Source organism: Arthrobacter sp. UYNi723, assembly GCF_054057635.1.
This window is the reverse complement of record NZ_JBSRZM010000012.1, coordinates 88,586-110,229: the sequence shown is the minus strand read 5'-3', so window position 1 is coordinate 110,229 and position 21,644 is coordinate 88,586. Positions and strand designations below refer to the sequence as shown.

At 65.1% G+C, this 21,644-nt stretch carries 17 protein-coding genes, 1 tRNA gene and 1 pseudogene; 2 read left to right on the top strand and 17 right to left on the bottom strand.

Translation table 11 applies throughout. The features are described from left to right. Nucleotides 1-76 precede the first annotated feature (76 nt). From ACVWY0_RS11420 to ACVWY0_RS11400, 5 genes are all read right to left on the bottom strand, one after another. Nucleotides 77-223: a lmo0937 family membrane protein gene (locus ACVWY0_RS11420; RefSeq protein WP_485836784.1), complete on the bottom strand. Its 147-nt coding sequence runs from the start codon at nucleotides 221-223 to the stop codon at nucleotides 77-79. Nucleotides 224-939: 716 nt separating this feature from the next. Further along, nucleotides 940-1,146 (bottom strand): hypothetical protein, encoded by a 207-nt coding sequence (locus ACVWY0_RS11415; RefSeq protein WP_485836783.1) that lies wholly within the window; start codon nucleotides 1,144-1,146, stop codon nucleotides 940-942. Nucleotides 1,147-1,494: 348 nt separating this feature from the next. Then, nucleotides 1,495-1,587: a hypothetical protein gene (locus ACVWY0_RS11410; protein ID WP_372447828.1), complete on the bottom strand. Its 93-nt coding sequence runs from the start codon at nucleotides 1,585-1,587 to the stop codon at nucleotides 1,495-1,497. 272 nt (nucleotides 1,588-1,859) lie between these two features. Continuing rightward, nucleotides 1,860-3,257 carry an IS1182 family transposase gene (locus ACVWY0_RS11405; RefSeq protein WP_485836797.1) on the bottom strand — a complete coding sequence of 466 codons (1,398 nt, stop codon included), beginning with the start codon at nucleotides 3,255-3,257 and terminating at the stop codon, nucleotides 1,860-1,862. 466 nt (nucleotides 3,258-3,723) lie between these two features. Continuing rightward, nucleotides 3,724-4,758, bottom strand: coding sequence for an AAA family ATPase (locus ACVWY0_RS11400; protein ID WP_485836782.1), 1,035 nt, complete (start codon nucleotides 4,756-4,758; stop codon nucleotides 3,724-3,726). 147 nt (nucleotides 4,759-4,905) lie between these two features. On the opposite strand from ACVWY0_RS11400, the pseudogene ACVWY0_RS11395 reads away from it, so the two are divergent. After that, nucleotides 4,906-5,064 (top strand): annotated as a pseudogene (locus ACVWY0_RS11395) (DUF2188 domain-containing protein); the annotation flags it as partial. A gap of 278 nt (nucleotides 5,065-5,342) precedes the next feature. On the opposite strand, the gene ACVWY0_RS11390 reads toward ACVWY0_RS11395, so the two are convergent. Next, nucleotides 5,343-5,424, bottom strand: a tRNA-Leu gene (locus ACVWY0_RS11390). Between the two features lie 204 nt (nucleotides 5,425-5,628). On the opposite strand from ACVWY0_RS11390, the gene ACVWY0_RS11385 reads away from it, so the two are divergent. Further along, complete coding sequence (locus ACVWY0_RS11385; RefSeq protein ID WP_056345656.1) at nucleotides 5,629-6,234, top strand: ANTAR domain-containing response regulator; 606 nt, start codon at nucleotides 5,629-5,631, stop codon at nucleotides 6,232-6,234. A gap of 112 nt (nucleotides 6,235-6,346) precedes the next feature. Here the strand turns inward: ACVWY0_RS11385 and pyk are convergent, their stop codons facing one another. From pyk to hisI, 11 genes are all read right to left on the bottom strand, one after another. Further along, the gene (gene pyk, locus ACVWY0_RS11380) at nucleotides 6,347-7,828 is read right to left on the bottom strand and encodes a pyruvate kinase (RefSeq protein WP_485836781.1); all 1,482 of its coding nucleotides are present in this window, start codon (nucleotides 7,826-7,828) and stop codon (nucleotides 6,347-6,349) included. Nucleotides 7,829-7,899: 71 nt separating this feature from the next. Continuing rightward, complete coding sequence (locus ACVWY0_RS11375) at nucleotides 7,900-9,357, bottom strand: glutamate synthase subunit beta (protein WP_485836780.1); 1,458 nt, start codon at nucleotides 9,355-9,357, stop codon at nucleotides 7,900-7,902. Next, nucleotides 9,350-13,960, bottom strand: a complete 4,611-nt coding sequence (gene gltB, locus ACVWY0_RS11370; protein ID WP_485836779.1) for a glutamate synthase large subunit — start codon at nucleotides 13,958-13,960, stop codon at nucleotides 9,350-9,352. The genes ACVWY0_RS11375 and gltB overlap by 8 nt, the downstream gene beginning before the upstream one ends. 263 nt (nucleotides 13,961-14,223) lie before the next feature. Then, a complete protein-coding gene (gene lgt, locus ACVWY0_RS11365) occupies nucleotides 14,224-15,378 on the bottom strand; it encodes a prolipoprotein diacylglyceryl transferase (RefSeq protein WP_485836778.1) in 1,155 nt (384 codons plus the stop codon). Between the two features lie 5 nt (nucleotides 15,379-15,383). After that, the gene (gene trpA, locus ACVWY0_RS11360; protein WP_485836777.1) at nucleotides 15,384-16,190 is read right to left on the bottom strand and encodes a tryptophan synthase subunit alpha; all 807 of its coding nucleotides are present in this window, start codon (nucleotides 16,188-16,190) and stop codon (nucleotides 15,384-15,386) included. Beyond that, complete coding sequence (trpB, locus tag ACVWY0_RS11355; protein WP_485836776.1) at nucleotides 16,190-17,596, bottom strand: tryptophan synthase subunit beta; 1,407 nt, start codon at nucleotides 17,594-17,596, stop codon at nucleotides 16,190-16,192. The genes trpA and trpB overlap by 1 nt, the downstream gene beginning before the upstream one ends. Nucleotides 17,597-17,670: 74 nt before the next feature. Next, nucleotides 17,671-18,492 (bottom strand): indole-3-glycerol phosphate synthase TrpC, encoded by an 822-nt coding sequence (gene trpC, locus ACVWY0_RS11350; protein WP_485836775.1) that lies wholly within the window; start codon nucleotides 18,490-18,492, stop codon nucleotides 17,671-17,673. After that, complete coding sequence (locus ACVWY0_RS11345; RefSeq protein ID WP_104062004.1) at nucleotides 18,492-18,779, bottom strand: HGxxPAAW family protein; 288 nt, start codon at nucleotides 18,777-18,779, stop codon at nucleotides 18,492-18,494. Before ACVWY0_RS11345 ends, trpC begins: the two co-directional genes overlap by 1 nt. Nucleotides 18,780-18,897: 118 nt before the next feature. Further along, entirely contained in the window at nucleotides 18,898-19,500 is a 603-nt protein-coding gene (locus ACVWY0_RS11340) for a Trp biosynthesis-associated membrane protein (RefSeq protein WP_485836774.1), read from the bottom strand. Beyond that, the gene (locus ACVWY0_RS11335; protein ID WP_485836773.1) at nucleotides 19,497-21,098 is read right to left on the bottom strand and encodes an anthranilate synthase component I; all 1,602 of its coding nucleotides are present in this window, start codon (nucleotides 21,096-21,098) and stop codon (nucleotides 19,497-19,499) included. Before ACVWY0_RS11335 ends, ACVWY0_RS11340 begins: the two co-directional genes overlap by 4 nt. Nucleotides 21,099-21,221: 123 nt before the next feature. Then, entirely contained in the window at nucleotides 21,222-21,629 is a 408-nt protein-coding gene (gene hisI / locus ACVWY0_RS11330; protein WP_485836772.1) for a phosphoribosyl-AMP cyclohydrolase, read from the bottom strand. Nucleotides 21,630-21,644: the final 15 nt, after the last annotated feature.

The window sequence follows — 21,644 nt, the reverse complement described above, 5'->3', positions numbered from 1 at the left end:
GATCCGCCCACCTGGCGCCAATATATAGCCTCCTATTCGGCTCGGGCGTTCGCCGCGGCAGAACAGGGTTTCGAAGTCAGGCGCGGGACCTGCCGCGGATGAAGTGGAAGATCAGGACGACCACGGCTACAACCAAAAGCAGGTGAATCAACCCGCCGCCGATGTTGCCGAGCAGCCCGAGAAGCCAGAGAACTGCGATAACGATAGCTATCCAAAGCAACACGAGAGTCTCCTTCGTTTGGCGGATGGAAATGTGGTAATTATTGCGCCCCGGCCGCTCTGCGTACATATGCTTCGGGCAGGAATCACATGACTGCCAGACAGTCGCCCAGGGGCGCTGCCGGCAAGGATCATCCTCGTACTCATCGGGCCCGGCTCCGCATCTCCAGCTGTGGTGCTTATCAGCCTATGTCAGGATCAGGTTGCCGGAAATAGCCATACCTCGCCTAATTGTCCACAGAACTCTGGACAATTAGAGGCTCACCGTGAACTCCGACGCCCAGTGGCCGGCGCCCAAAGCCGCGTACCATCCGGCGATATTGGAGATGCAGCTTCGGTCAACCGCTATGTCGCCGGAGTTCCGCCACTTCGGGACGCGGCGCGTGATCGGCCAAGTACTTGCTGAATCAATTGAGGTCCCCCATCCCGCGGGCAGGTCCGGCCTCCACCCCTCCTCCCCTCAGGTGACGAAAGGCCGGTTATCGGCGTTTCAAAAATCCCCGGAAACACGGGGGAGAAGAACCCTTCGGCGACCTTTTCGGCGCCTAAACGCTGACCAGTCGGCGCTGCGGATTCGGACGTGACTGTGGGATTTTGTCGGGGATCCGGCACCGCCCCGGCGCCTGGAAAGGCGGCGCAGCGCAGGGGGCGCAACGCGGTAACGCATGGTGACATCAAGATGCACTCGCGTCAGTGATCCGCCCACCTTGGCGCGGAGATTTACCCCGATGAACTGCCGCTGTCGTCGGTGGCGTCCGGATCCTCTTCCGGTTCGAACGTATTGGGCTCCGCGCCCGCGCCGATCCCTACGCCGTCCCCCGAGCTGGGAATACTGCCACCCTGACCAGCGACTTCGGAATCAGACAAATTCTGCCCGGTAGATGTATCGTCGTCCTGGCGTTCCTTCTCGACCTCTTCAGCGTTCATAACGGCCTCCTGGATCCTGTCGTGGAATCTTCACGCTAGCACCCGGGCGGCGGACCCGTAAGCCTGCTTACGGTTCACCATCCGGCGGCAGATACGCCCGGAACCAGCGTCCCGCCGGCCTTCACCAGCCACCCGGACCGGCAGTAATCCGATGGCGCAGACTATCTCGTGTGACACCGGGTTCTCGCCATGGTTGTCAGAGGTGCCTTGAAACAAGGAAGGGATGTTCCCGGGTGGCAACGTTTTTAGCTTTAGGCGAGGCCCGATATTGCTCAGCCTAGAACAACGCTTCTTCGGCAGCAGTCAGAGTCGCATGTATGTACGTTGCAACAGACTCCACGGCCTTGCTTAGCAGGTCTCCAGAGGCACCGCCAGGGACGATCGATTGACGTCGATGATCTCCGTCCACAACACGGGCCTGTAACGCGTAATCATTGACAGTGCGTAGAGGAGAGTCCCACGTCAGCAGCGGATCGCGAGTCTTTGAATTATCGCCACAAGCAGGTTGGATTCGGCCCCGCAGCGATTTGCGAGGCTGCCGGCATCTAGGAGCGTGGGGCGGTAGTCGTTTCCGTGATCCACGAGTAGCCCTGCCTGCTGACCGGTAAATCGTTGTCATCTTGATGGCCGGGCTGTCCGCAGCGGTGCCGGGCCTCTTACCGCGGTTCCCGGCTGCCCCGGGCCGGGCACCGGTGGCCGCGTCGGCCCTTGGGTCAGGCTCCTGCCGGGACGGGGAACCCGGCTTTCCCTTTGAACGTGAAGAGTTTGAGCAGGTTGTGGCAGCCGGCGATCAGGTTCCACTCGTGTTTGGCCTGTTCGAGTCCGCGCAGGAGCACGTGTTTGCCCTGTCGGGTGTGGATCTGGCCGAAGACCGGTTCGATGATGGCCTTGCGGCGGGCGTAGACGGCCCGGCCCTTCTTCGTTTTCAGTTTCCTGCCCATCCGCTCCCGCCCGGTGGCCTGGCCGGGGATCCGTCCCCGGGGAGCGTCCGGGACCTGCTCGCCTTGTTTGAGGCGGCCGGTGGCGATGAAGAACTCGCTCTGCCCGGCAACGGTTTCCGCCAAGGAGGCCACATGCTCAAGGTTGCCCGCCGAACAGTAGCCGGCGTCGGCGAGGAACTGTCTGCCGAGTGAGCCGTTGATCTCCCGGGTCTTCTCCACCATCGGGACCAGTTGCTGCACGTCCACCGCGGTGTTGTTCAGCGCGGTAGCGACGATGACCTGGTGGTCCGCGTCGACCACGGCCTGGGCGTTGTAGCAGTAATGGAAGGACCCGTCCGCGGTCTTCATGATCCGGGAGTCGGGGTCGGTGAAGTTCCGCTGCGCCCTCGGTCTGACCTCCGCTTTGGCTGCGGCGTCGTCGCCTTTGCCGGCGGCAGTGTCGTCATCGTCGCCGCGGTCCCGGGCTTTCTGCTCGGCCTCGCTGCGGGCCTTTTCGGCTGCGTCGTCTTCGAGCTGTTTGCGGGCCGCGGCCATCTTCACCAGCCGCGACTGCCGGTCAGCGAGCTCCGGCGGGAGCTCGTCCCCGCGTTTGTCCGCCCCGAAGCGGGCATCCTCGGCAGCGTCAACGCTTTGCGCGTCGGCGAACATATCGGAGACCTCGGCGGCCAGGATCTTCTGCCGCTCCGTCAGCCGCCCGTAGCTCATCGCCTTGCGCCGGGAGGCGTTGGCCCGCACCTTGGTCCCGTCCAGCGCGACCCGGCCCAGGGAGACCATGCCCGCAGCCCGGCACAGCTCCAGGGCCTGCAGGAACACGTTGCCCAGGGCGGCGAGGTGGCGTTTGCGGAACCGTCCGATGGACCGGAAATCCGGTGCCTGCTGCCCGGCCAGCCAGCGGAACGCGACCACGTCCACGCAGGCCCGCTCCAGCTCCCGGGAGGAGCGGATCCCGACGCAGTAGCCGTAGAGCAGGACCCGGACCATCAGCCGCGGATCATACGGCGGCTGGCCCTTCGTCCTGGCGTAGGAGCCGTAGAACCGCGACAGATCCAGTTCCTCCGCGACGAGATCGGCGATGAACCGGGCCAGATAATTGCCCGGCAGCCACTCATCCAGCGACGGCGGGACCAGCATCACCGCGTCCGGCTCAAACGGTTTGAACCGCTTATTCACACCCGCGCCAGCCTCAACCACACCATCACCGGCCGGTTCCACCCGCTCAACGAGCGCTTCATCAAACAACCCGTCCTGGGAATCAGAAGTCACACCCCCGATTCTCCCAGCCACCACGCCACGGGCCCGGAATTTCGCCCGGCGTTTCAACGACTACTGACCCACGCTCCTAGCAGGCAGCTACGCCCGAGGGCCCCGAATCCGTTCTGAACTGCTCCCCGTAAGTTGGACTGAAAATTCAGTTCTAACTTACGGGGAGCAGTTTCAGGTTTAAGGGCAGTTCGTTGTCTGAGGAGCAGCGCGAAGCCGCGGTGGCGCTGTTTGCGACCGTTGGGGGCCCAGGGCCGTAGCGAGCAAGCTCGGGGTGGGTAGGAAAGCTGTCCTCCGGTTGCACGACAGTGGAATAGTTGTGCTTTTCCCGCTCGGGGGCGGGACGGGCATTCGCCTGACATCGCCGCAGATCCGGTCAGACCAGCCAGCGCCACCAGCGTGACCGCTCCGGTTCCGGCGTCGGTTCCGGCTCCGGCTCCTCGCCCAAGGCCAGCGCGGCCTCGACGATGTCGTCCGCGGTGAGCGTCATGACGGCCTCACGATCGAGCGCGTCGAGACTTCGTTCCTCGTCGAGCGACAGCCGCAGCGCCTGGCGGTTGAGCGCCTGCTCGAACAGCGTGCGGGCGAACCGTGCGTTGCCGGAGTCCTCGCCCGCATGGAGCCCGGTGAAGATGCGGCGCAGCACCTGGTCCGCACCCGGCTCCAGCGTGTACTCGTGCTGGGCCAGCATCTGGTGGAAGATCGTCTGGAGTGCGTCAACGGAGTAGTCGGGGAACGTGATCTCGCGGGCGAACCGGGAGCGCAGTCCGGGGTTCGAGAGCAAGAAGGACTCCATCAGCCGCGGGTACCCGGCCACGATCACGACCAGGCGGTGGCGGTGGTCCTCCATCCGCTTGAGCAGGACCTCGATCGCCTCGGGGCCGAAGTCCATCCGGCCGTCCTCCGGGGCCAGCGCGTAGGCCTCGTCGATGAACAGAACGCCGTCCAGCGCACGCCGGATCACCCGGTCCGTCTTGATGGCGGTCGCGCCGACGTACTGCCCCACCAGGCCCGAACGGTCGACCTCGACCAGATGGCCTTTCTGCAGCAGACCGACCGCGCGGTACATCTCGGCCAGGAGCCGCGCCACGGTGGTCTTGCCCGTGCCGGGGTTTCCGAGGAACACCAGATGCTGTGATGTGGCCACCTCCGGCAGGCCGTGCGTCTTACGGCGGGCCTGGACCTGGAGCAGTGCGACAAGGGCCCGCACCTGTTCCTTCACGGTCTCCAGTCCGACCAGCGCGTCGAGCTCGGCCTGCACCTCGGACAGCGGCCGGGCCGGCCCGGGCCTCGCACCGATGAGATCGCCGACCAGGTCGTCGACGCGCTCGGAACCGTGCAGCCTGAGCTGATCGGTCAGATGGCCGATGGTTTCGCGCAGGTCGTCGAGCGGATTGCGGCTGGCAGCCATGCATCCACTGTAGTACTCGATTCCCGACCGGGGTGGGGTTGGCCTCACCGGTATCAACTCCCTTTTGGTCGTAGTACTCACGCGGTACACGCAGTCTCCGTTGGATAATGCGGGCACTGGCCGTGCTTCGGTTCTGACTACGGCACCAAGGATGAGGCAGAAGCTGCAGGTCGGGACGCTGCCCAGGCCGACAAGGTGGAGCACGTCATCAAGAACCAGGACGGAAAGATCGGCTCCAAGAACAGCTACGGCAATGATCCCCGGGCTGATCCGGCAGTTCACGCCATCGCGCAGCGATGTCGGTGAAACAAGAAGGGACGGCTATTTCGGTGCCGGCCTCCGGCAGTAAAGCTGGGCTTCTCGGGCAAGAAACATATTCCTTCTTCCCCCGAGCAGGTCATGTCGCCCAGCCACCGAACGACCATGAAGAAGTAACAAGCCCAGAGTCGTCGCCAAAACCCAAGGAAGGGAGCCGTCCCGCCCAGCAGCGACCGCCTACAAAAAAGGCCCCCTGAAGGGGCGGATAAAAGAAGATTTGTGCACAGTCAGAGGCCCCAAAGGGCCCCTGACCTGCGGAAACACTGTGCCCGAGGTGGGACTCGAACCCACACACCTTTCGATACCGCATTTTGAGTGCGGCGCGTCTGCCAATTCCGCCACTCGGGCGCGGAATACGTTGTGCAAACCGGTACGCCCACAGCTGATTGTGAGCAACGCGATCGCTTCACGTACGCGGAATTACTCTACATGCAGATAGGCTGAATTCCAGAATCGCGCCGCTGACGCCGCAATAGACCATGCAGATCAAACTACGGCCGCGGGCGCACCTAAGATGGTGATGTTCCCGCCGTACCTTTCCAAGGAGATCCCGTGACTGAACAAACGGAGTCAAAACCCACGTCCCAGCCGGCGCGCCGCGTCATTGTGGCCGAGGATGAAACCCTCATCCGACTCGACATCATCGAGATCCTGCGCGGCGAAGGCTATGACGTGGTGGGCGAAGCAGACAACGGCGAGAAGGCCGTGCAGCTCGCGGAGGAACTCAAGCCGGACCTCGTCCTGATGGACGTCAAGATGCCCATCATGGATGGCATCACCGCAGCCGAGAAGATCGTCAAGGCCCGCATCGCCCCCGTGGTGCTCTTGACGGCTTTCAGCCAGAAGGAACTCGTGGAGCGCGCCCGCGACGCCGGCGCCATGGCCTACGTGGTCAAGCCCTTCACCCCGGCCGACCTCATCCCGGCCCTGGAAATCGCACTCTCCCGCCACGAGGAAATCAAGGCCCTCGAAAGCGAAGTCTCGGACCTGCAGGAGCAGTTCGCCACCCGCAAGCTCGTTGAGCGCGCCAAGAGCCTGCTGACCACCAAGATGGGCCTGACGGAGCCGGAAGCTTTCCGCTGGATCCAGAAGACCTCCATGGACCGCCGCCTCAGCATGCGCGAGGTTGCCGAGACCATCATCAACCAGGTCAACTAGCACAACAGTCGACACCGGGGTTTCGGCAAGCTCAACCACCGGGCGACAAGCTCAACCACCGGACCAAAGAAAGGACCCCTGCCAGCCGGCAGGGGTCCTTCCTTTTAGGTTGCTAAGCCGTCGGCCAGGGACCGAGCTTTTCCCTGGGTGCACCAGCTTCGCCGCCTAGGCTGCCGGCGTCGCCCAGGTCTCCGACCCGGTGAACCTTCAGCATGTTCGTGGAACCGGCCTTTCCGGGAGGCGAACCGGCGGCTATGACCACCAGGTCGCCGTCGTCCACCACTTTCAATTCCAGCAGGCTGCGGTCAACCTGAGCCGTCATCTCGTCGGTGTGGCCCACCATGGGAACCAGCACCGGCTGGATGCCCCAGGTCAGCGCCAGCTGGTTCCACACGTGCTCCAAGGGAGTGAATGCGAACACCGGCCTGATGGGACGCAGACGTGACAGGCGGCGTGCGGAGTCGCCGGACTGGGTGAAAGTACAGATGTATTTTGCTTCCAGCTGGTCAGCGATTTCGACGGCGGCGCGGGTGATGGCGCCACCACGGGTCTTGGGCTTGGTGCCCAGCGGCGGAACGCGTTCCAGGCCGTGGACCTCGGTGGATTCAATGATCCGGGCCATGACCTTGACGGTTTCGATCGGGTACTTGCCCACGCTGGTCTCGCCGGACAGCATAACGGCGTCTGCACCGTCGAGTACGGCGTTGGCGCAGTCGGAGGCCTCTGCGCGGGTGGGGCGCGGGTTGTCGATCATGGATTCGAGGACCTGTGTGGCCACGATGACGGGCTTCGCCCAGCGGCGTGCCAGTTCGATGGCGCGCTTCTGCACGATCGGCACTTCCTCCAGCGGAAGTTCCACACCGAGGTCGCCACGGGCCACCATGATGGCGTCGAAGGCGTCGATGATCTCGTGCAGCTGGTCCACTGCCTGCGGCTTTTCGATCTTCGCGATGACCGGCACACGTCGGCCTTCTTCGTCCATGATCTCGTGCACGCGGACAATGTCGGAGGCGTCACGGACGAACGACAGGGCAACCAGGTCAACACCGCGGCGCATGGCCCAGCGGAGATCGTCCTCGTCCTTTTCGCTCAGCGCCGGGACGTTGACCGCAACGCCGGGAAGGTTGATGCCCTTGTTGTTGGACACCATCCCGCCGACAGTTACCTCGGTAACGACCTTGACGTCGTCGACCTCGATCGCCCGCAGGGCCACCTTGCCGTCGTCGATCAGCAGGGCATCGCCCACGTTGACATCCTCGGTGAGGCTCTTCAGCGTGGTGGAGCAGATCTCCTTGGTGCCCGGAACATCTTCGGTGGTGATCGTGAAGATGTCACCCTCGGCCAGGGCATGGGGGCCATCCACAAAGCGGCCAAGACGGATCTTGGGGCCTTGCAGGTCGGCCATGATTGCCACAGGCTTGCTCAGCTGGGCTGCTGCCTTGCGGACATTCTCGTAGGTGTTGTCGTGCACGGAGTAGTCACCGTGACTCATGTTCATCCGGGCAACATCCACGCCGGCTTCCAACACCGCGAGGGTGTTCTCAAAGCTGGCAATTGCCGGGCCAAAAGTGGCCACAATCTTAGCGCGTCTCATATACCTACCCTAGTAGTGTCCTGCATTGGTTAAGTTGTTGTGGAGGTTAATCCGCGGCGAACTAACGGCTGTCAGAGAACCGCGATGGCCCGGTCCGTCGGAGCCACCGGCGCCGGCAGGATGGTGCTGCCCATAAGGAACTTGTCCACGGCGGCGGCACAGGCCCGGCCCTCAGCGATGGCCCATACAATGAGCGACTGCCCGCGTCCGGCGTCGCCGGCCACGAAAATGCCCTCCGTGTTGGTCATGTAGTACCCGTCGCGGGTCACGTTGCCGCGCCCGTCGAATTCGGCGCTGACCTGCTCGGTAATGCCCGCGGGCTCGGCACCGGTGAAGCCCAGCGACAGGAAGACCAGGTCCGCCGGGATGATCCGTTCGGTGCCGGCCTTCGGGAGCCGCTTGCCGTCAACGAATTCCGTTTCGGCAACCTTGACGCCGGTGAGCTTGCCGTTCTCCCCGACAAACGCCACGGTGGAGGCGAGGTACGTGCGTTCGCCGCCTTCCTCGTGGGCGCTGGCCATTTCGAACAGGGTGGGGAACGTGGGCCAGGGCTGGTGCCCGGCGCGTTCGGCCGGCGGCTGTTTGCCGATGGCCAGGGTGGTCACGGATGCGGCTCCGTGGCGGTGCGCAGTACCGAGGCAGTCAGCACCGGTATCGCCGCCGCCCAGGATCACCACATGCTTGCCCTTGGCATGGATCTGGTTCTCCACCGTCTCCCCCGCGACAACGCGGTTGGCCGGCACCAGGTAATCCATGGCGAAGTGCACGCCTTCAAAGTCGCGGCCCGGGATGGGCAGGTCCCGCGGGACGGTGGCGCCCGTGGCAACCACGACGGCGTCGTAGCGGCGTCGGAGCTGCTCCCACGTCACGTCGGTACCCACAGCGACGCCGGTGCGGAAGCGGGTGCCTTCCGCCTTCATCTGCTCAACGCGGCGGTCCACCTGCTCCTTCTCCATCTTGAAGTCGGGGATGCCGTAACGGAGGAGGCCGCCGATTTTGTCGTCACGCTCGTACACCGCGACGGTGTGGCCCACCCGGGTCAGCTGCTGCGCCACGGCCAGGCCGGCCGGGCCGGAGCCGACGACGGCAACAGTCTTTCCGGTCAGGCGCGTTGGAGGCAGCGGGTTGACCCAGCCGTTTTCGAACGCTTCATCGATGATGGAGACTTCAACCTGCTTGATGGTGACGGCAGGCTGGTTGATTCCCAGCACACAGGACGCCTCGCACGGTGCCGGGCAAAGCCGGCCGGTCCACTCGGGGAAGTTGTTGGTGGCGTGCAGCCGCTCAATCGCTTCCTCGCCCTTGTCCCGCCACGCGAGGTCGTTCCATTCGGGGATGAGGTTGCCCAGCGGGCAGCCCTGGTGGCAGAACGGCACGCCGCAGTCCATGCAGCGGCCGGCCTGGGCCTTCAGGACACCCTTTTCCTGGGCCTCATAGACTTCCTTCCAGTCCATGATGCGGACCGGAACGGGGCGGCGCGGCTGGGTTTCACGCTGGCGTACTTTAAGAAATCCGCGTGGATCAGCCACCGGTCACCTCCAGGATTCGAGCCCATACTTCTTCGCCATCAGGGTCGAGACCCTCTTCGATGGCGTCCAGACGGGTTTGCAGGACTGCCGCGTAATCGCGCGGCAGCACTTTGGTAATGCGGGCAGCGGTATCGTCGAAGTTCTCCAGCAAACGGGCCGCATGGAGCGATTCCGTTTCCTCGACATGCTTCACCAGCAGGCCGTGGACAATGTCCCGGTCTTCGGCGTCGAGTTCAACGAGCTGAAGTTCGCCGGACTGCAGGGCGTCCTTGTTGACCTGGGTGGTCTGCAGGTCCAGCACATAGGCGGTGCCGCCGGACATGCCGGCGCCGAAGTTGCGTCCGGTACGGCCGATGATCAGCGTCTGCCCGCCGGTCATGTACTCGCAGCCGTGGTCGCCGATGCCTTCAACAACTGCAGTGGCTCCGGAGTTGCGGACCAGGAAGCGTTCGCCCACCTGGCCGCGCAGGAACATCTCGCCGCTGGTGGCGCCGTAGCCGATCACGTTGCCGGCAATGACGTTGCTTTCGGCCTTGAACACGTTGGTGCGGTCCGGCCGGACGATGATCCGCCCGCCGGAAAGGCCCTTGCCTACGTAGTCGTTCGAGTCACCAAAGAGGCGCAGGGTGATACCGGCAGGCAGGAAGGCGCCCAGCGATTGTCCCGCGGTACCGGTCAGGGTGATGTCGATAGTGTCCGGCGCCAGGACGTCCGTGCTGAACGTCTTGGTCACCGTGTGGCCCAGCATGGTGCCCACCGAGCGGTCCGTGTTGATCACGTCCACCGCGATTTTCACCGGGCTGCGGTCAGTCAGCGCCTCCGTGGCCATGGTGATCAGCCGCTGGTCGAAGTGTTTGTCCAGCTCGTGGTTCTGCGAGGTCATGTTGCGCAGCGGAGCGTCGTCGTCGAACTCGAGCCCGTGCAGGATCGGGTCCAGGTCCAGGCCGTCGGCCTTCCAGTGGTTGATCGCTTCGCGGGCATCCAGCACCTCGGCGTGGCCGATCGCCTCCTCGATGCTCCGGAAACCGAGTTCCGCGAGGATCTCGCGGACTTCCTCGGCCAGGAATTCGAAGAAGTTGACCACAAATTCGGGCTTGCCGGTGAAGCGTGCCCGCAGTTCGGGGTTCTGGGTGGCAACGCCCACCGGACAGGTATCCAGGTGGCAGACGCGCATCATGATGCAGCCTTCCACCACCAGCGGGGCGGTGGCGAAACCGAATTCCTCGCCGCCGAGCAGCGCGGCGATAACAACGTCGCGGCCGGTCTTGAGCTGGCCGTCCACCTGGACCACCACACGGTCGCGCAGGCCGTTGAGCATCAGCGTCTGCTGCGTCTCCGCAAGCCCAAGCTCCCACGGCACACCCGCGTGCTTGAGCGAGTTCAGCGGGGACGCGCCGGTCCCGCCGTCGTGGCCGGAGACCAGTACGACGTCGGCCTTCGCTTTGGTGACACCCGACGCCACAGTGCCGATCCCCACTTCGGAGACGAGCTTGACGTGCACACGGGCCGAGGGGTTGGCGCGCTTCGCATCATAGATGAGCTGCGCGAGGTCCTCGATGGAGTAGATGTCGTGGTGCGGCGGCGGTGAAATCAGGCCGACGCCGGGCGTCGAGTGGCGCGTCCGGGCAACCCAGGGGTACACCTTCTGCGCCATCAGCTGGCCGCCCTCGCCGGGCTTGGCACCCTGCGCCATCTTGATCTGGATGTCATCGGCGTTGGTCAGGTACAGGCTGGTGACGCCGAACCGCCCCGACGCGATTTGCTTGACGGCAGAGCGGCGCTTCGGGTCCAGCAGGCGGTCCACGTCCTCGCCGCCTTCACCGGTGTTGGACTTGCCGCCCAACTGGTTCATGGCGATCGCGAGGGTCTCGTGGGCTTCCTTGGAGATGGACCCGTAGCTCATGGCGCCGGTGGAGAAGCGCTTCACAACGCTGGAGACGGGCTCCACTTCCTCCAGCGGAACAGCGGGACGGTCGTTCTTGAACTTGAGCAGCCCGCGCAGGGTCATCAGGTTCTCGGACTGGTCATCCACGCCCTTGGTGTACGCCTTGAAAATGTCATAGCGGCGCTCACGCGTGGCGTGCTGCAGCCGGAAGACGGTCTCCGGGTTGAACAGGTGCGGCTCGCCGTCGCGGCGCCACTGGTATTCGCCGCCGCCCAGGAGCGGGCGGTGCGGCAGTTCGATGCCGCCTTCGGGGTAGGCCATCTGGTGCCGCGCCGAAACCTCTGCGGCGATGACGTCCAGTCCCACGCCACCCAGCTGGGAATGCGTGCCGGCAAAGAACTCGTCCACCAGTTCCTGTCCGAGGCCCAGTGCCTCGAACGTCTGTGCGCCGGTGTAGGACGCAACAGTGGAGATGCCCATCTTGGACATGATCTTCAGGACGCCCTTGCCGAGGCCCTTGATCAGGTTGTAGACGCCGTCCTGCGGCGTGACCCCAACAACGTCACCGGCGGTGATGAGCTGCTCCACGGATTCCATGGCCAGGTACGGGTTCACGGCGGAGGCACCGTAGCCGATCAGGACAGCCACGTGGTGCGTCTCGCGGACGTCGCCGGCCTCGACCACCAGGGCGGTCTTGGTGCGGTTGGCGCTGCGCAGCAGGTGGTGGTGCACGGCGCTGACCAGGAGCAGCGAAGGAATCGGGGCCCACTGCGCGTTCGAGTCACGGTCGGACAGCACAACGTACTGCACGCCGCGGTTGATCGCGCCGGACACCTGCTCGCAGATCTCGGTGAGCCGCGCACGCAGCGCGTTCTCGCCGCCTTCGGGGCGGTACAGGCCACGGACCTTCATGGCCACGCGGTCGCCGTCGGGCGTTTCGATGTTGGCGATCTTGGCGAGCTGGTCGTTGTTGATCACCGGGAACGGCAGGGAAACCTGCGGCTGGCGGACCTGCTTGGTATCCAGCAGGTTGCCGTTCGGGCCGATGGCGCACGTCAGCGACGTGACCAGCTCTTCGCGGATGGCGTCCAGCGGCGGGTTGGTCACCTGCGCGAAGGACTGCACAAAGTAGTCAAAGAGCAGCCGGGGACGCTTGGACAGCACTGCGATCGGGGTGTCCGAACCCATGGCACCCAGCGGCTCGGCGCCTGTGCGGGCCATCGGACCAAGCAGGATCTTCAGCTCTTCGGTGGTGTAGCCGAAGGTCCGCTGGCGGATGTTGACGGACGCGGCCGTGTGGACCACGTGCTCGCGCTCGGGGAGGTCCTTGAGGTCAATGAGGTTGTCCTTGACCCACTCGGCCCAAGGATTCGCAGCAGCGACCTCGGCCTTGACCTCTTCGTCGTCGATGATGCGACCGGCGTCGGTGTCCACCAGGAACATCTTGCCCGGGGAAACCCGGCCCTTCTTGACCACCTTGGAGGGTTCGACGTCGATCACGCCCACCTCGGAGGCGAAGATGATCAGCCCGTCTTCGGTGATCCAGTAACGTCCCGGACGCAGGCCGTTGCGGTCCAGGGTGGCGCCGACGAGGTTGCCGTCCGTGAAGGAGACTGCGGCGGGGCCGTCCCACGGTTCCATGAGCAGGGAGTGGTATTCGTAGAACGCACGCCGTGCCGGATCCATGGTGGCGTGGTTTTCCCAGGCCTCGGGGATCATCATCATGATCGAGTGCGTGATAGGGCGGCCGGAAAGCCAGAGCAGCTCGGCGACTTCGTCGAAGGACGCGGAGTCGGACGCACCAGGGGTGCAGATGGGGTACAGCTCTTCCGGGGAGTCACCCAGCAGCGGGTTGGCGAGCTGGGACTGGCGGGCGCGCATCCAGTTCCGGTTGCCCTTGACGGTGTTGATTTCACCGTTGTGGGCGATGGTGCGGAACGGCTGGGCCAGCGGCCAGGACGGGAACGTGTTGGTGGAGAAGCGCGAGTGGACGATCGCCAGCTTCGTCTTGAAACGCTTGTCCGAGAGATCGGGGTAGAACGGCTCCAGCTGGGCCGTGGTGAGCATGCCCTTGTAGACGATGGTGCGCGAGGACAGCGACGGGAAGTACACGCCGAACTTGTTCTGGGCACGCTTGCGGATCCGCCAGGCGCGTGAGTCGAGCTCGTTGCGGTCCAGTTCCTCGCCGCTTGCCGAGGCAAGGAAGGGCTGTGAGAAGTAGGGCATGCAGGCGCGGGCCATGGCGCCCACGAGGTCTGCGACGATGGGCACTTCGCGCCAGCCGAGCACGGTCAGGCCTTCATCGGCGGCAAGGCCTTCAATGCCGGCCTTGGCGGCGTCGGCTTCGCGCTGCTCGGCAGGGAGGAAGGCGGTACCGGCAACAAACTGGCCCGGTGCGGGGAGTTCGAATTCTGTGACGGCGCGGAAGAACTCGTCCGGGATCTGCATCAGCAGGCCGGCACCGTCACCGGTTCCCTCGTCGGCACCCACAGCACCGCGGTGCTCGAGGTTGCGGAGCGCGGTCAGCGCGGCGTCGACAATGTCGTAGCCGGGCTCGCCGCGCAGCGTGGCGATGATCGCCAGGCCACAGGCGTCTTTTTCGTTCTCTGGGTTGTACAGACCCCGGGCCTCGGGCAGCGCGGCAAAGCGCTTGAACGGGGAGACGGGGCCCTGCGATCCTATTTTTTCGGACCAACGTGGGCTATGAAGATGGGTCATTGAAGACGTCCTTCCTCGAGATCGTGCGTATGGAAGGGACACCGTTGGCCCGCCTTGTAAGCGCCGATGTGATGGGCACAACAAAGTGTTATTTACTGGAAATTGTAGGCCAGACCGGCCTGCTGAACGAAGAGTTACGCAGGCCCGTGACCCGGACTTGACCGGCCAGCTGCTGTCTGCTGGCCGGATGGGCCCTGTTGCCACGACGCTGTGGTGTGTGGGCGCTCCGAGTGTTGACTCTGCTACCCTGCCGTGCTGGCGTTCTACTTGTTCGTGCCAGCCTCCGGCGCGGATTCCGTTGCCTTGTGGCGGGAACTTCCGGTTACCGGCGACTCCGGTGCAGGCTTGTCGCCGTCCCGGAATGCCGGTTCCTCTTCCGTTGGGCTGGAAGGGATCCGGGCACCATTTTGGTTATTTGGGAGATTATCACGCGATTCACGATCCGAGACAGAAGAGTCCGCATCGCGGACCGGTGCCTTTTCTGACCCCGAGGCGTCCATGGCCTCGTCTCCTGCCGGCTCGCGGCCCGCCAGGAAAGGTGTGTCCGGTTCCGGGCGGCCCTTCAATCCCAGGAGGACGAACACGATGAGTGCTGCCACAAAGACAAAGATGCTGGTCCAGACGTTGAGCCTGGTGGTGATGCCGAACAGGTTAATCTGTTCGGCGTCGTCGATCCGCATCGCTTCGATCCAGACCCGGCCCAGCGTGTAATACATGGCGTAGAGCCAGAAGAGCCGGGCACGGCGGAAGTGGAATCGGCGGTCCAGTGCCAGCAGGATGAGCACGCCGGCAATGTTCCAGAGCGACTCATACAAGAACGTGGGGTGGAAGAGCGTCTCCACCGGCATGCCGGCCGGGAAATTGGGATTGTCCGCATCAATCTGCAGGCCCCACGGCAGGGTGGTGGGCCCGCCGAAGAGTTCCTGGTTGAAGTAGTTACCCCATCGGCCAACGGCCTGGGCAAGCAGCAGTCCGGGCGCCGCGGCGTCCAGGAAGGCGGTGAGTTTCACACCGGACCGGCGGCAGCCGATCCAGGCGCCCAGGACGCCCAGAACCACGGCGCCCCAGATTCCGAGACCGCCACGCTGGATCTGCGGGATGAGCCACAGGTCCCCGGTCCCGTCGAAGCCGGGCCCGAAGTAGGCGTCCGGGGACGAAACCACGTGGTAGAGCCGGCCGCCGATGATGCCGAACGGAATCGCCCAGATGACGATGTCCCAGACGCTGCCTTCGGGTGCACCGCGGCGGGCCCACCTGACGGACGTGAGCCACAGGCCCACGATGATCCCGGCGAGGATGCACAGGGCATAGGCGTGGATCCGCAGAGTCCCCCACGGCAGCGGGATGTCGAAGCCGGACCAGTCCGGGCTGGGGATGCTGGCCGGCACCAGGGCGGCGGCCTGAAGGAGGATCTGCATGGTGGTTAGGCTTCTTCCCTGACTAGTCCGGCGCTCAGGTCCCGGGTGAGGTCCGCGACGGCGGGGACTCCCCCGTCACGGATGGCGGCAACGAGCGCGGTGCCAACTATGACACCGTCTGCGTACGCTGCGATCTCGCGGACGTGGCTGGCGTTGGAGACGCCGAGTCCCACGCAGACGCGTTCGGCGCCGGCGGCGTGCGTATCGGCAACGAGCTTCTCCGCGCTGCTGCTGACGGCCTGGCGGGTACCCGTCACGCCCATGATGGAGACGGCGTACACAAAGCCGCGGCTTGCCTTGACGGTCATGGCCAGGCGCTCTGGGGTGGAGGATGGCGCCACGAGGAACACTCGGTCCAGTCCGTACTTGTCCGAGGCGGCGAACCATTCCGATGCTTCGTCCGGGATGAGGTCAGGCGTGATGAGCCCTGCTCCCCCGGCTTCGGCCAGCCGGCGGGAGAACTCGTCCACACCCATCCGGACCACGGGGTTCCAGTAGGTCATCACCAGCACGGCGACGTCGGTGGCTGCCGTGATGCCGGCGACAACGTCAAAGACGCTCTCGACCCGGAATCCGTTGGCGATCGCCTCGGTGGTGGCGGCCTGGATGACGGGGCCGTCCATGACAGGATCCGAGTAGGGAATGCCGATTTCGATCAGGTCGGCACCGTTGTTCGCCATGGCAATGCCGGCGTCAATGGTGGCCTGGACGTCCGGGTACCCGGCAGGCAGGTAGCACACCAGCGCTGAGCGTCCGGCGTCCCGTGCACGGTCGATAGCGGCGGCGGACTTGCTGGCCGTCTGTTCAGTCATCACTTCTGGTCCTCGTTGTTGTCCGCGGCGCTGGTGGCAGGGGCAGCTGTGGCGGGAACGGCTTCAGTTTCTGCCCTGTCGGCAGGGCCCTTGGCCTTGCGGGTGGACAGGTTGGTGCCCTTGACCTTGCCCTCCTCGTCGAGCATGTCGAACCATTCCGCGGCAGTTTCCACGTCCTTGTCGCCACGGCCGGAAAGGTTCACAACGATCACAGTTTCGGACGGGTCAGCACTCCCTTCGGTGAGGCGCTTCCCAACCTTGATGGCACCCGCGAGGGCGTGTGAGGATTCGATGGCGGGGATGATACCCTCCGTCCGGCACAGCAGCTTGAACGCGTCCATTGCTTCGCTGTCGGTGATGGGTTCGTAGCTGACGCGTCCGATGTCGGCCAGGTAGGCGTGCTCCGGGCCAACGCCCGGGTAGTCCAGGCCTGCGGAAATCGAGTGCGACTCGATGGTCTGCCCGTCGTCGTCCTGCATGAGATAGGAACGTGCGCCGTGCAGGACGCCCGGCTTGCCGAGGGTGATGGTGGCTGCGTGCCGGCCGGTTTCCACGCCGTCGCCGCCGGCTTCAAAACCGTAGATCTTCACGGACGGATCATCCAGGAATCCATGGAAGATGCCAATCGCGTTCGAACCGCCGCCGATGCAGGCGCAGACGGCGTCGGGCAGTTTGCCGGTCTGCTCCAGGATCTGGGCGCGGGCTTCCTCGCCGATGACCTCGTGGAAGAAGCGGACCATAGCCGGGAACGGGTGCGCCCCGGCGGCGGTGCCCAGCAGGTAGTGGGTGTTGTCCACGTTGCTGACCCAGTCCCGGAGGGCATCGTTGATGGCATCCTTCAGGGTCTGCGAACCGTTCACCACAGGCACCACGGTGGCGCCGAGCAGCTGCATCCGGGCGACATTCAGTGCCTGCCGGCGGCAGTCTTCAGCGCCCATGTACACAACGCATTCCAGGCCGAGGAGCGCGGCGGCGGTGGCGCTGGCAACGCCGTGCTGCCCGGCACCGGTCTCGGCGATGACGCGGGTTTTGCCCATGCGCTTGGCCAGCAGGGCCTGGCCCAGGACGTTGTTGATCTTGTGGGATCCGGTGTGGTTGAGGTCCTCGCGCTTAAGGAAAATCCGGGCGCCGCCGGCGTGCTCGGAGAACCGCTTGGCCTCGGTCAGCAGCGAGGGACGGCCGGAGTAGTTCTTGTTCAGGTCCGAGAGCTGGGCAAGGAATTCGGGATCTGCCTTGGCCTTTTCAAAGGTATCTTCGAGCTCGTCCAGGGCGGCGATCAGCGATTCCGGCATCCAACGCCCGCCGTAGCCACCGAAGTATGGCCCCGGGGCGTGCTTCAGCGAGCCGCCCTGCAGGAAAGCGTCCGCAGCGTTGTTGTCAGCGTTTTCTGAGGGTGCGTCAACCATCAGTCTCACCGTCCTGTTCAAGTTGGTCGTTCGGAAGTGTTGTACCGCCGGCGCCAGGCCGGCGGGTGCCCGGACTAGGCCCGGGCGGCGATGGCGGCAGCGCCGGCCGCCGTGAATTCGGCGATCCGGTCACGCGGCGTTGAGTCGCTGACCAGGGCCTCGCCCACCAGGATGGCGTTGGCGCCGTTGGCGGCGTAGTGCGTCACGTCGTCTACGCCGCGCACACCGGATTCGGCGATGACCAGCGCTTCGGCCGGAATCAGTCCGGCGAGTGAGGCGAAAACTGAACGGTCGACGTCGAGCGTCTTCAGGTTGCGCACGTTGACGCCGATGATGCGCGCCTCAGCCGCCACTGCACGTTCGATCTCCTCTTTCGTGTGCGTCTCCACGAGCACGTTCATGCCGAGTTCGCGGCTGAGGGCGCTGAACTCCCGGAGTTGGCTGTCGGCGAGCGACGCCACGATGAGCAGGATCAGGTCCGCGCCGTGGGCGCGGGCCTCCCAGATCTGGTACTCGTCGAGCGTGAAATCCTTGCGGAGCAGCGGAATGTCCACGCGGGCACGGACGGCGTCCAGGTCCGCAAGGGACCCGTTGAAGCGCCGCTGTTCGGTGAGGACGCTGATCACTGCTGCGCCGCCGTCGGCATACTGCTCTGCCAGCGCTGCCGGATCCACGATGGTGGCGAGGTCGCCCTTGGACGGGCTGCGCCGCTTGATTTCCGCGATGACCTTCAGCTGGTCCCGCTGCACCGCGGTGCCGCCGAGGGCCGACCAGGCGTCCCGGGCGGGTGCCGCGGCCGCAGTCAGGTCCTTCAGTTCTGCCAGCGAAACGAGACGCTTCCTGGCCTCCATATCCTCCCTGACACCGGCATTGATGTCATCGAGAACAGTCGCCATCAGTGGCCGGAGCTCTTCAGCTTGCTGCCTTCGACGCCGTAGCCCGCCTTGCGCATGACGTAGCCAAGGATCAGGCCGAGGACCATCACGGCTGCGCCGGCGATGAAGATGGGGGTGTTGGCAATGACAAAGGCGATGGACGCGATGAGGGCGCCGACCAGCATAACGATCACGCAGGTCCAGGCCGCGGGGCTGTTGCCGTGGCCAAGCTCCTGGCTGTGGTCAACAACGCCGGGGGCAACGGTCCGGGTGCCTGATTTCGATACGGAAGCGGGTGCTTTGCTCATGTGAATCTCCTCGGGATGAATACTGCTTACATTCTGCCATTTTTTGGCCGTGACCCGCCTATCGGCAGACCGGGCTCAGGTTTTAGCGGGCTGCCCGGCTTTGGCTGCGAGCGGGGGTTCAGGTGGGATCGTCGCCGCGCGAGAGCCGGTCCCAGCTGTCGATCTCGTCCACAGGACCGGTGGCGGCCGCCGTGCTGCCGGCGGGCCCCCCGTATGTGGCTGCGTCATATTTGGTCCGCGACTTCCAGCGCCGACCAGCGGGGATGATCAGCAACGCGGCCAGCGCCAGCAGGGCACCGGCGACGACGGCGAGGACCGGGAAGGCGGTAACGGCCACTTCCGCGTTGCCGCCGGTGACCCCGGTGGCAGCGGCGATGGAGCCCTGCGCAGCGCCCAGCGGGTCAGCCAGCACCGTGGCGGCGGCGGCAATGATGCCTACGGAGGCCAGCAGGATGATGGCGGTGATGACCCACCGCGCGAACTTTCCGGCGATGGACGCTGCCAGTCCGCCCGCCAGGGCCACCAAGGCCAGGGCTGTCACCGTGGTGGCCGCCTTGCTGCCCTGGACCGGAAGGGTGTTCTGGTCCCCCGCCGCCTGGCCCACCTGGTTGGCGTCAAGGCTGACGGTGATCCAGGTCTGGGTGGTGGTCCCGAAGACGGCCAGCGCAAGGACGGCGATCAGCAGTACCAGCGTGGATTTCCTGGCCCAGGCCGGCGTCATTCGGCGCCCTGGCTTTCCCCGGCCGTGCCGGCGTCGCTGAGGTGAGAGCTCCCGGGGAGTGATTCCGCCGCAATGTTGTGCAGCGATCCGGCAGTGTGAACGGCCCGGAGCGGAGCAGCCGCCTTGTTCACGGTCTCAAGCGCTTCTGTGGGGTTAACGGAATCCGCCACGATCCCTCCCCCGGCCTGGACATAGGCGCGTCCTTCGCGGAGAAGGGCCGAGCGGATGGCAATGGCCATGTCCATGTCGCCGGCAAAATCGAGGTAACCCACAACGCCGCCGTAAATGCCGCGGCGGTGCGGTTCAAGCTGATCCAGCAGGCGCAGCGCCCGGGGCTTCGGGGCACCGGACAGTGTGCCCGCGGGGAAGGTCGCCTTCAGGACGTCGTAGGCGTTGGCGTCCGGGGACAGCTTGCCCACCACGGTGGAGACCAGGTGCATGATGTGGCTGAACCGCTCCACCTCCATGAACTGCGTAACGTCCACGGTTCCCGCCACGCAGACCTTGGACAGATCGTTGCGGGAGAGGTCCACGAGCATCAGGTGTTCAGCGCGTTCCTTCTGATCTGCCAGCAGCTCCTCGGCAAGGGCTTTGTCTCCCTCCACCGTCTTGCCGCGGGGCCGTGAACCGGCGATCGGGTGGGTGATGACTTCCTCACCGGTCACTGTCACCAGGGCCTCGGGCGAGGACCCAACGATCGAGTACTCCCGGCCGTCGGCGTCCTCGAGGCTGAAGATGTACATGTACGGGCTGGGGTTGGTGTTGCGCAGGACGCGGTACACGTCAAGGGGCGAGGCTCCGCACTCCATTTCGAAGCGCCGTGAAATCACCACCTGGAACACTTCGCCGTCCACAATGGCTTCCTTGCCGCGGTCCAGCGCGGCCAGGTAGGAGGGTTCGTCCCACCGTTCCTCGACGCTGGAGGCGAAATCCAGGGCCGCGGGCTCCAGTACGGAAACCGGCTGGGCCACGGGTGTGCTGATCGTGGTCAGGAGGGCCTTGACCCGGGCCACGGCATCTTCCCAAGCCTCGTCCACGCGGTCGGAGCTGCCATCGAAGTTGATGGCGTTGGCGATCAGCAGCACCGTGCCGTCATGGTTGTCGTGCACTGCCATGTCCGTCACCAGGTTCAGCGCCATCTCGGGCAGGTGGAGGTCATCCTCCGGCGGGCTGGTCAGCCGTTCCCAGTGGCGGACCGTCTCCCAGCCCAGGAAGCCGACGAGGCCGGAGGTGAACGGCGGCAGTCCGTCAAACCTGCTGGTCCGCAGTGCTTCGATGGTGTCGCGGATGGCATCCACGGGATTGCCGTCCAGGGGCACTCCGGCCGGGGGCTGGCCCAGCCAGTGCGCCTGGCCGTCCTTCGTGGTCAGGGTTGCCCGGGACTTCGCGCCGATGAAGGAATACCGCGACCACGTGCCGCCCACCGCCGCAGACTCCATCAGGAACGTGCCGGGCTGGCCCTGGGCCAGCTTCCGGTAGAGGCCGATAGGGGTCTCCGCGTCCGCCAGCACTTTGAGCGTGACGGGGATGACCCGGCTGTTGCCGGCGAGTTCGCGGAACTCCTCGAGGCCCGGGCTGATGATTCCAAGGTCCTGCATGGCTATGCTTCGCCGCCTGTTCTTGTGTGTCGCCTCGTGAAATGTCGCCGGGTGTGGAACGGCGCCAGTCCTATGCTGCCAAAAGTGTTCGCTTGGGGCAGGTCATCCGCCCCGGGCCGTGGATCAGACTGCCTCGCCGGTCTGGACTTCCAGGTCCCTGCCCTCGAAGCATGTCCGCGTACCGGTGTGGCACGCCGCGCCGACCTGGTCCACGCGGATCAGGAGGGCATCGCCGTCGCAGTCCAGGGCAACCGACTTGACCCACTGGACGTGGCCGGAGGTGTCCCCCTTGCGCCAGTATTCCTGGCGGGAGCGGGAGTAGAACGTGACCCGGCCGCTGGTCATGGTACGGTGCAGGGCTTCATCGTCCATCCAGCCCAGCATCAGCACTTCGTGGGTGTCGAACTGCTGGACCACCGCGGCAACCAGCCCGGCGTCGTCACGCTTCAGTGCGGCCGCGACGGCAGCAGGAAGCGGGCTTGTGGCGGGGGCCGGGACAATTACGGGGGCGGAGGCGGGCTGCTCAGACATCAGACCAAGTCTAGT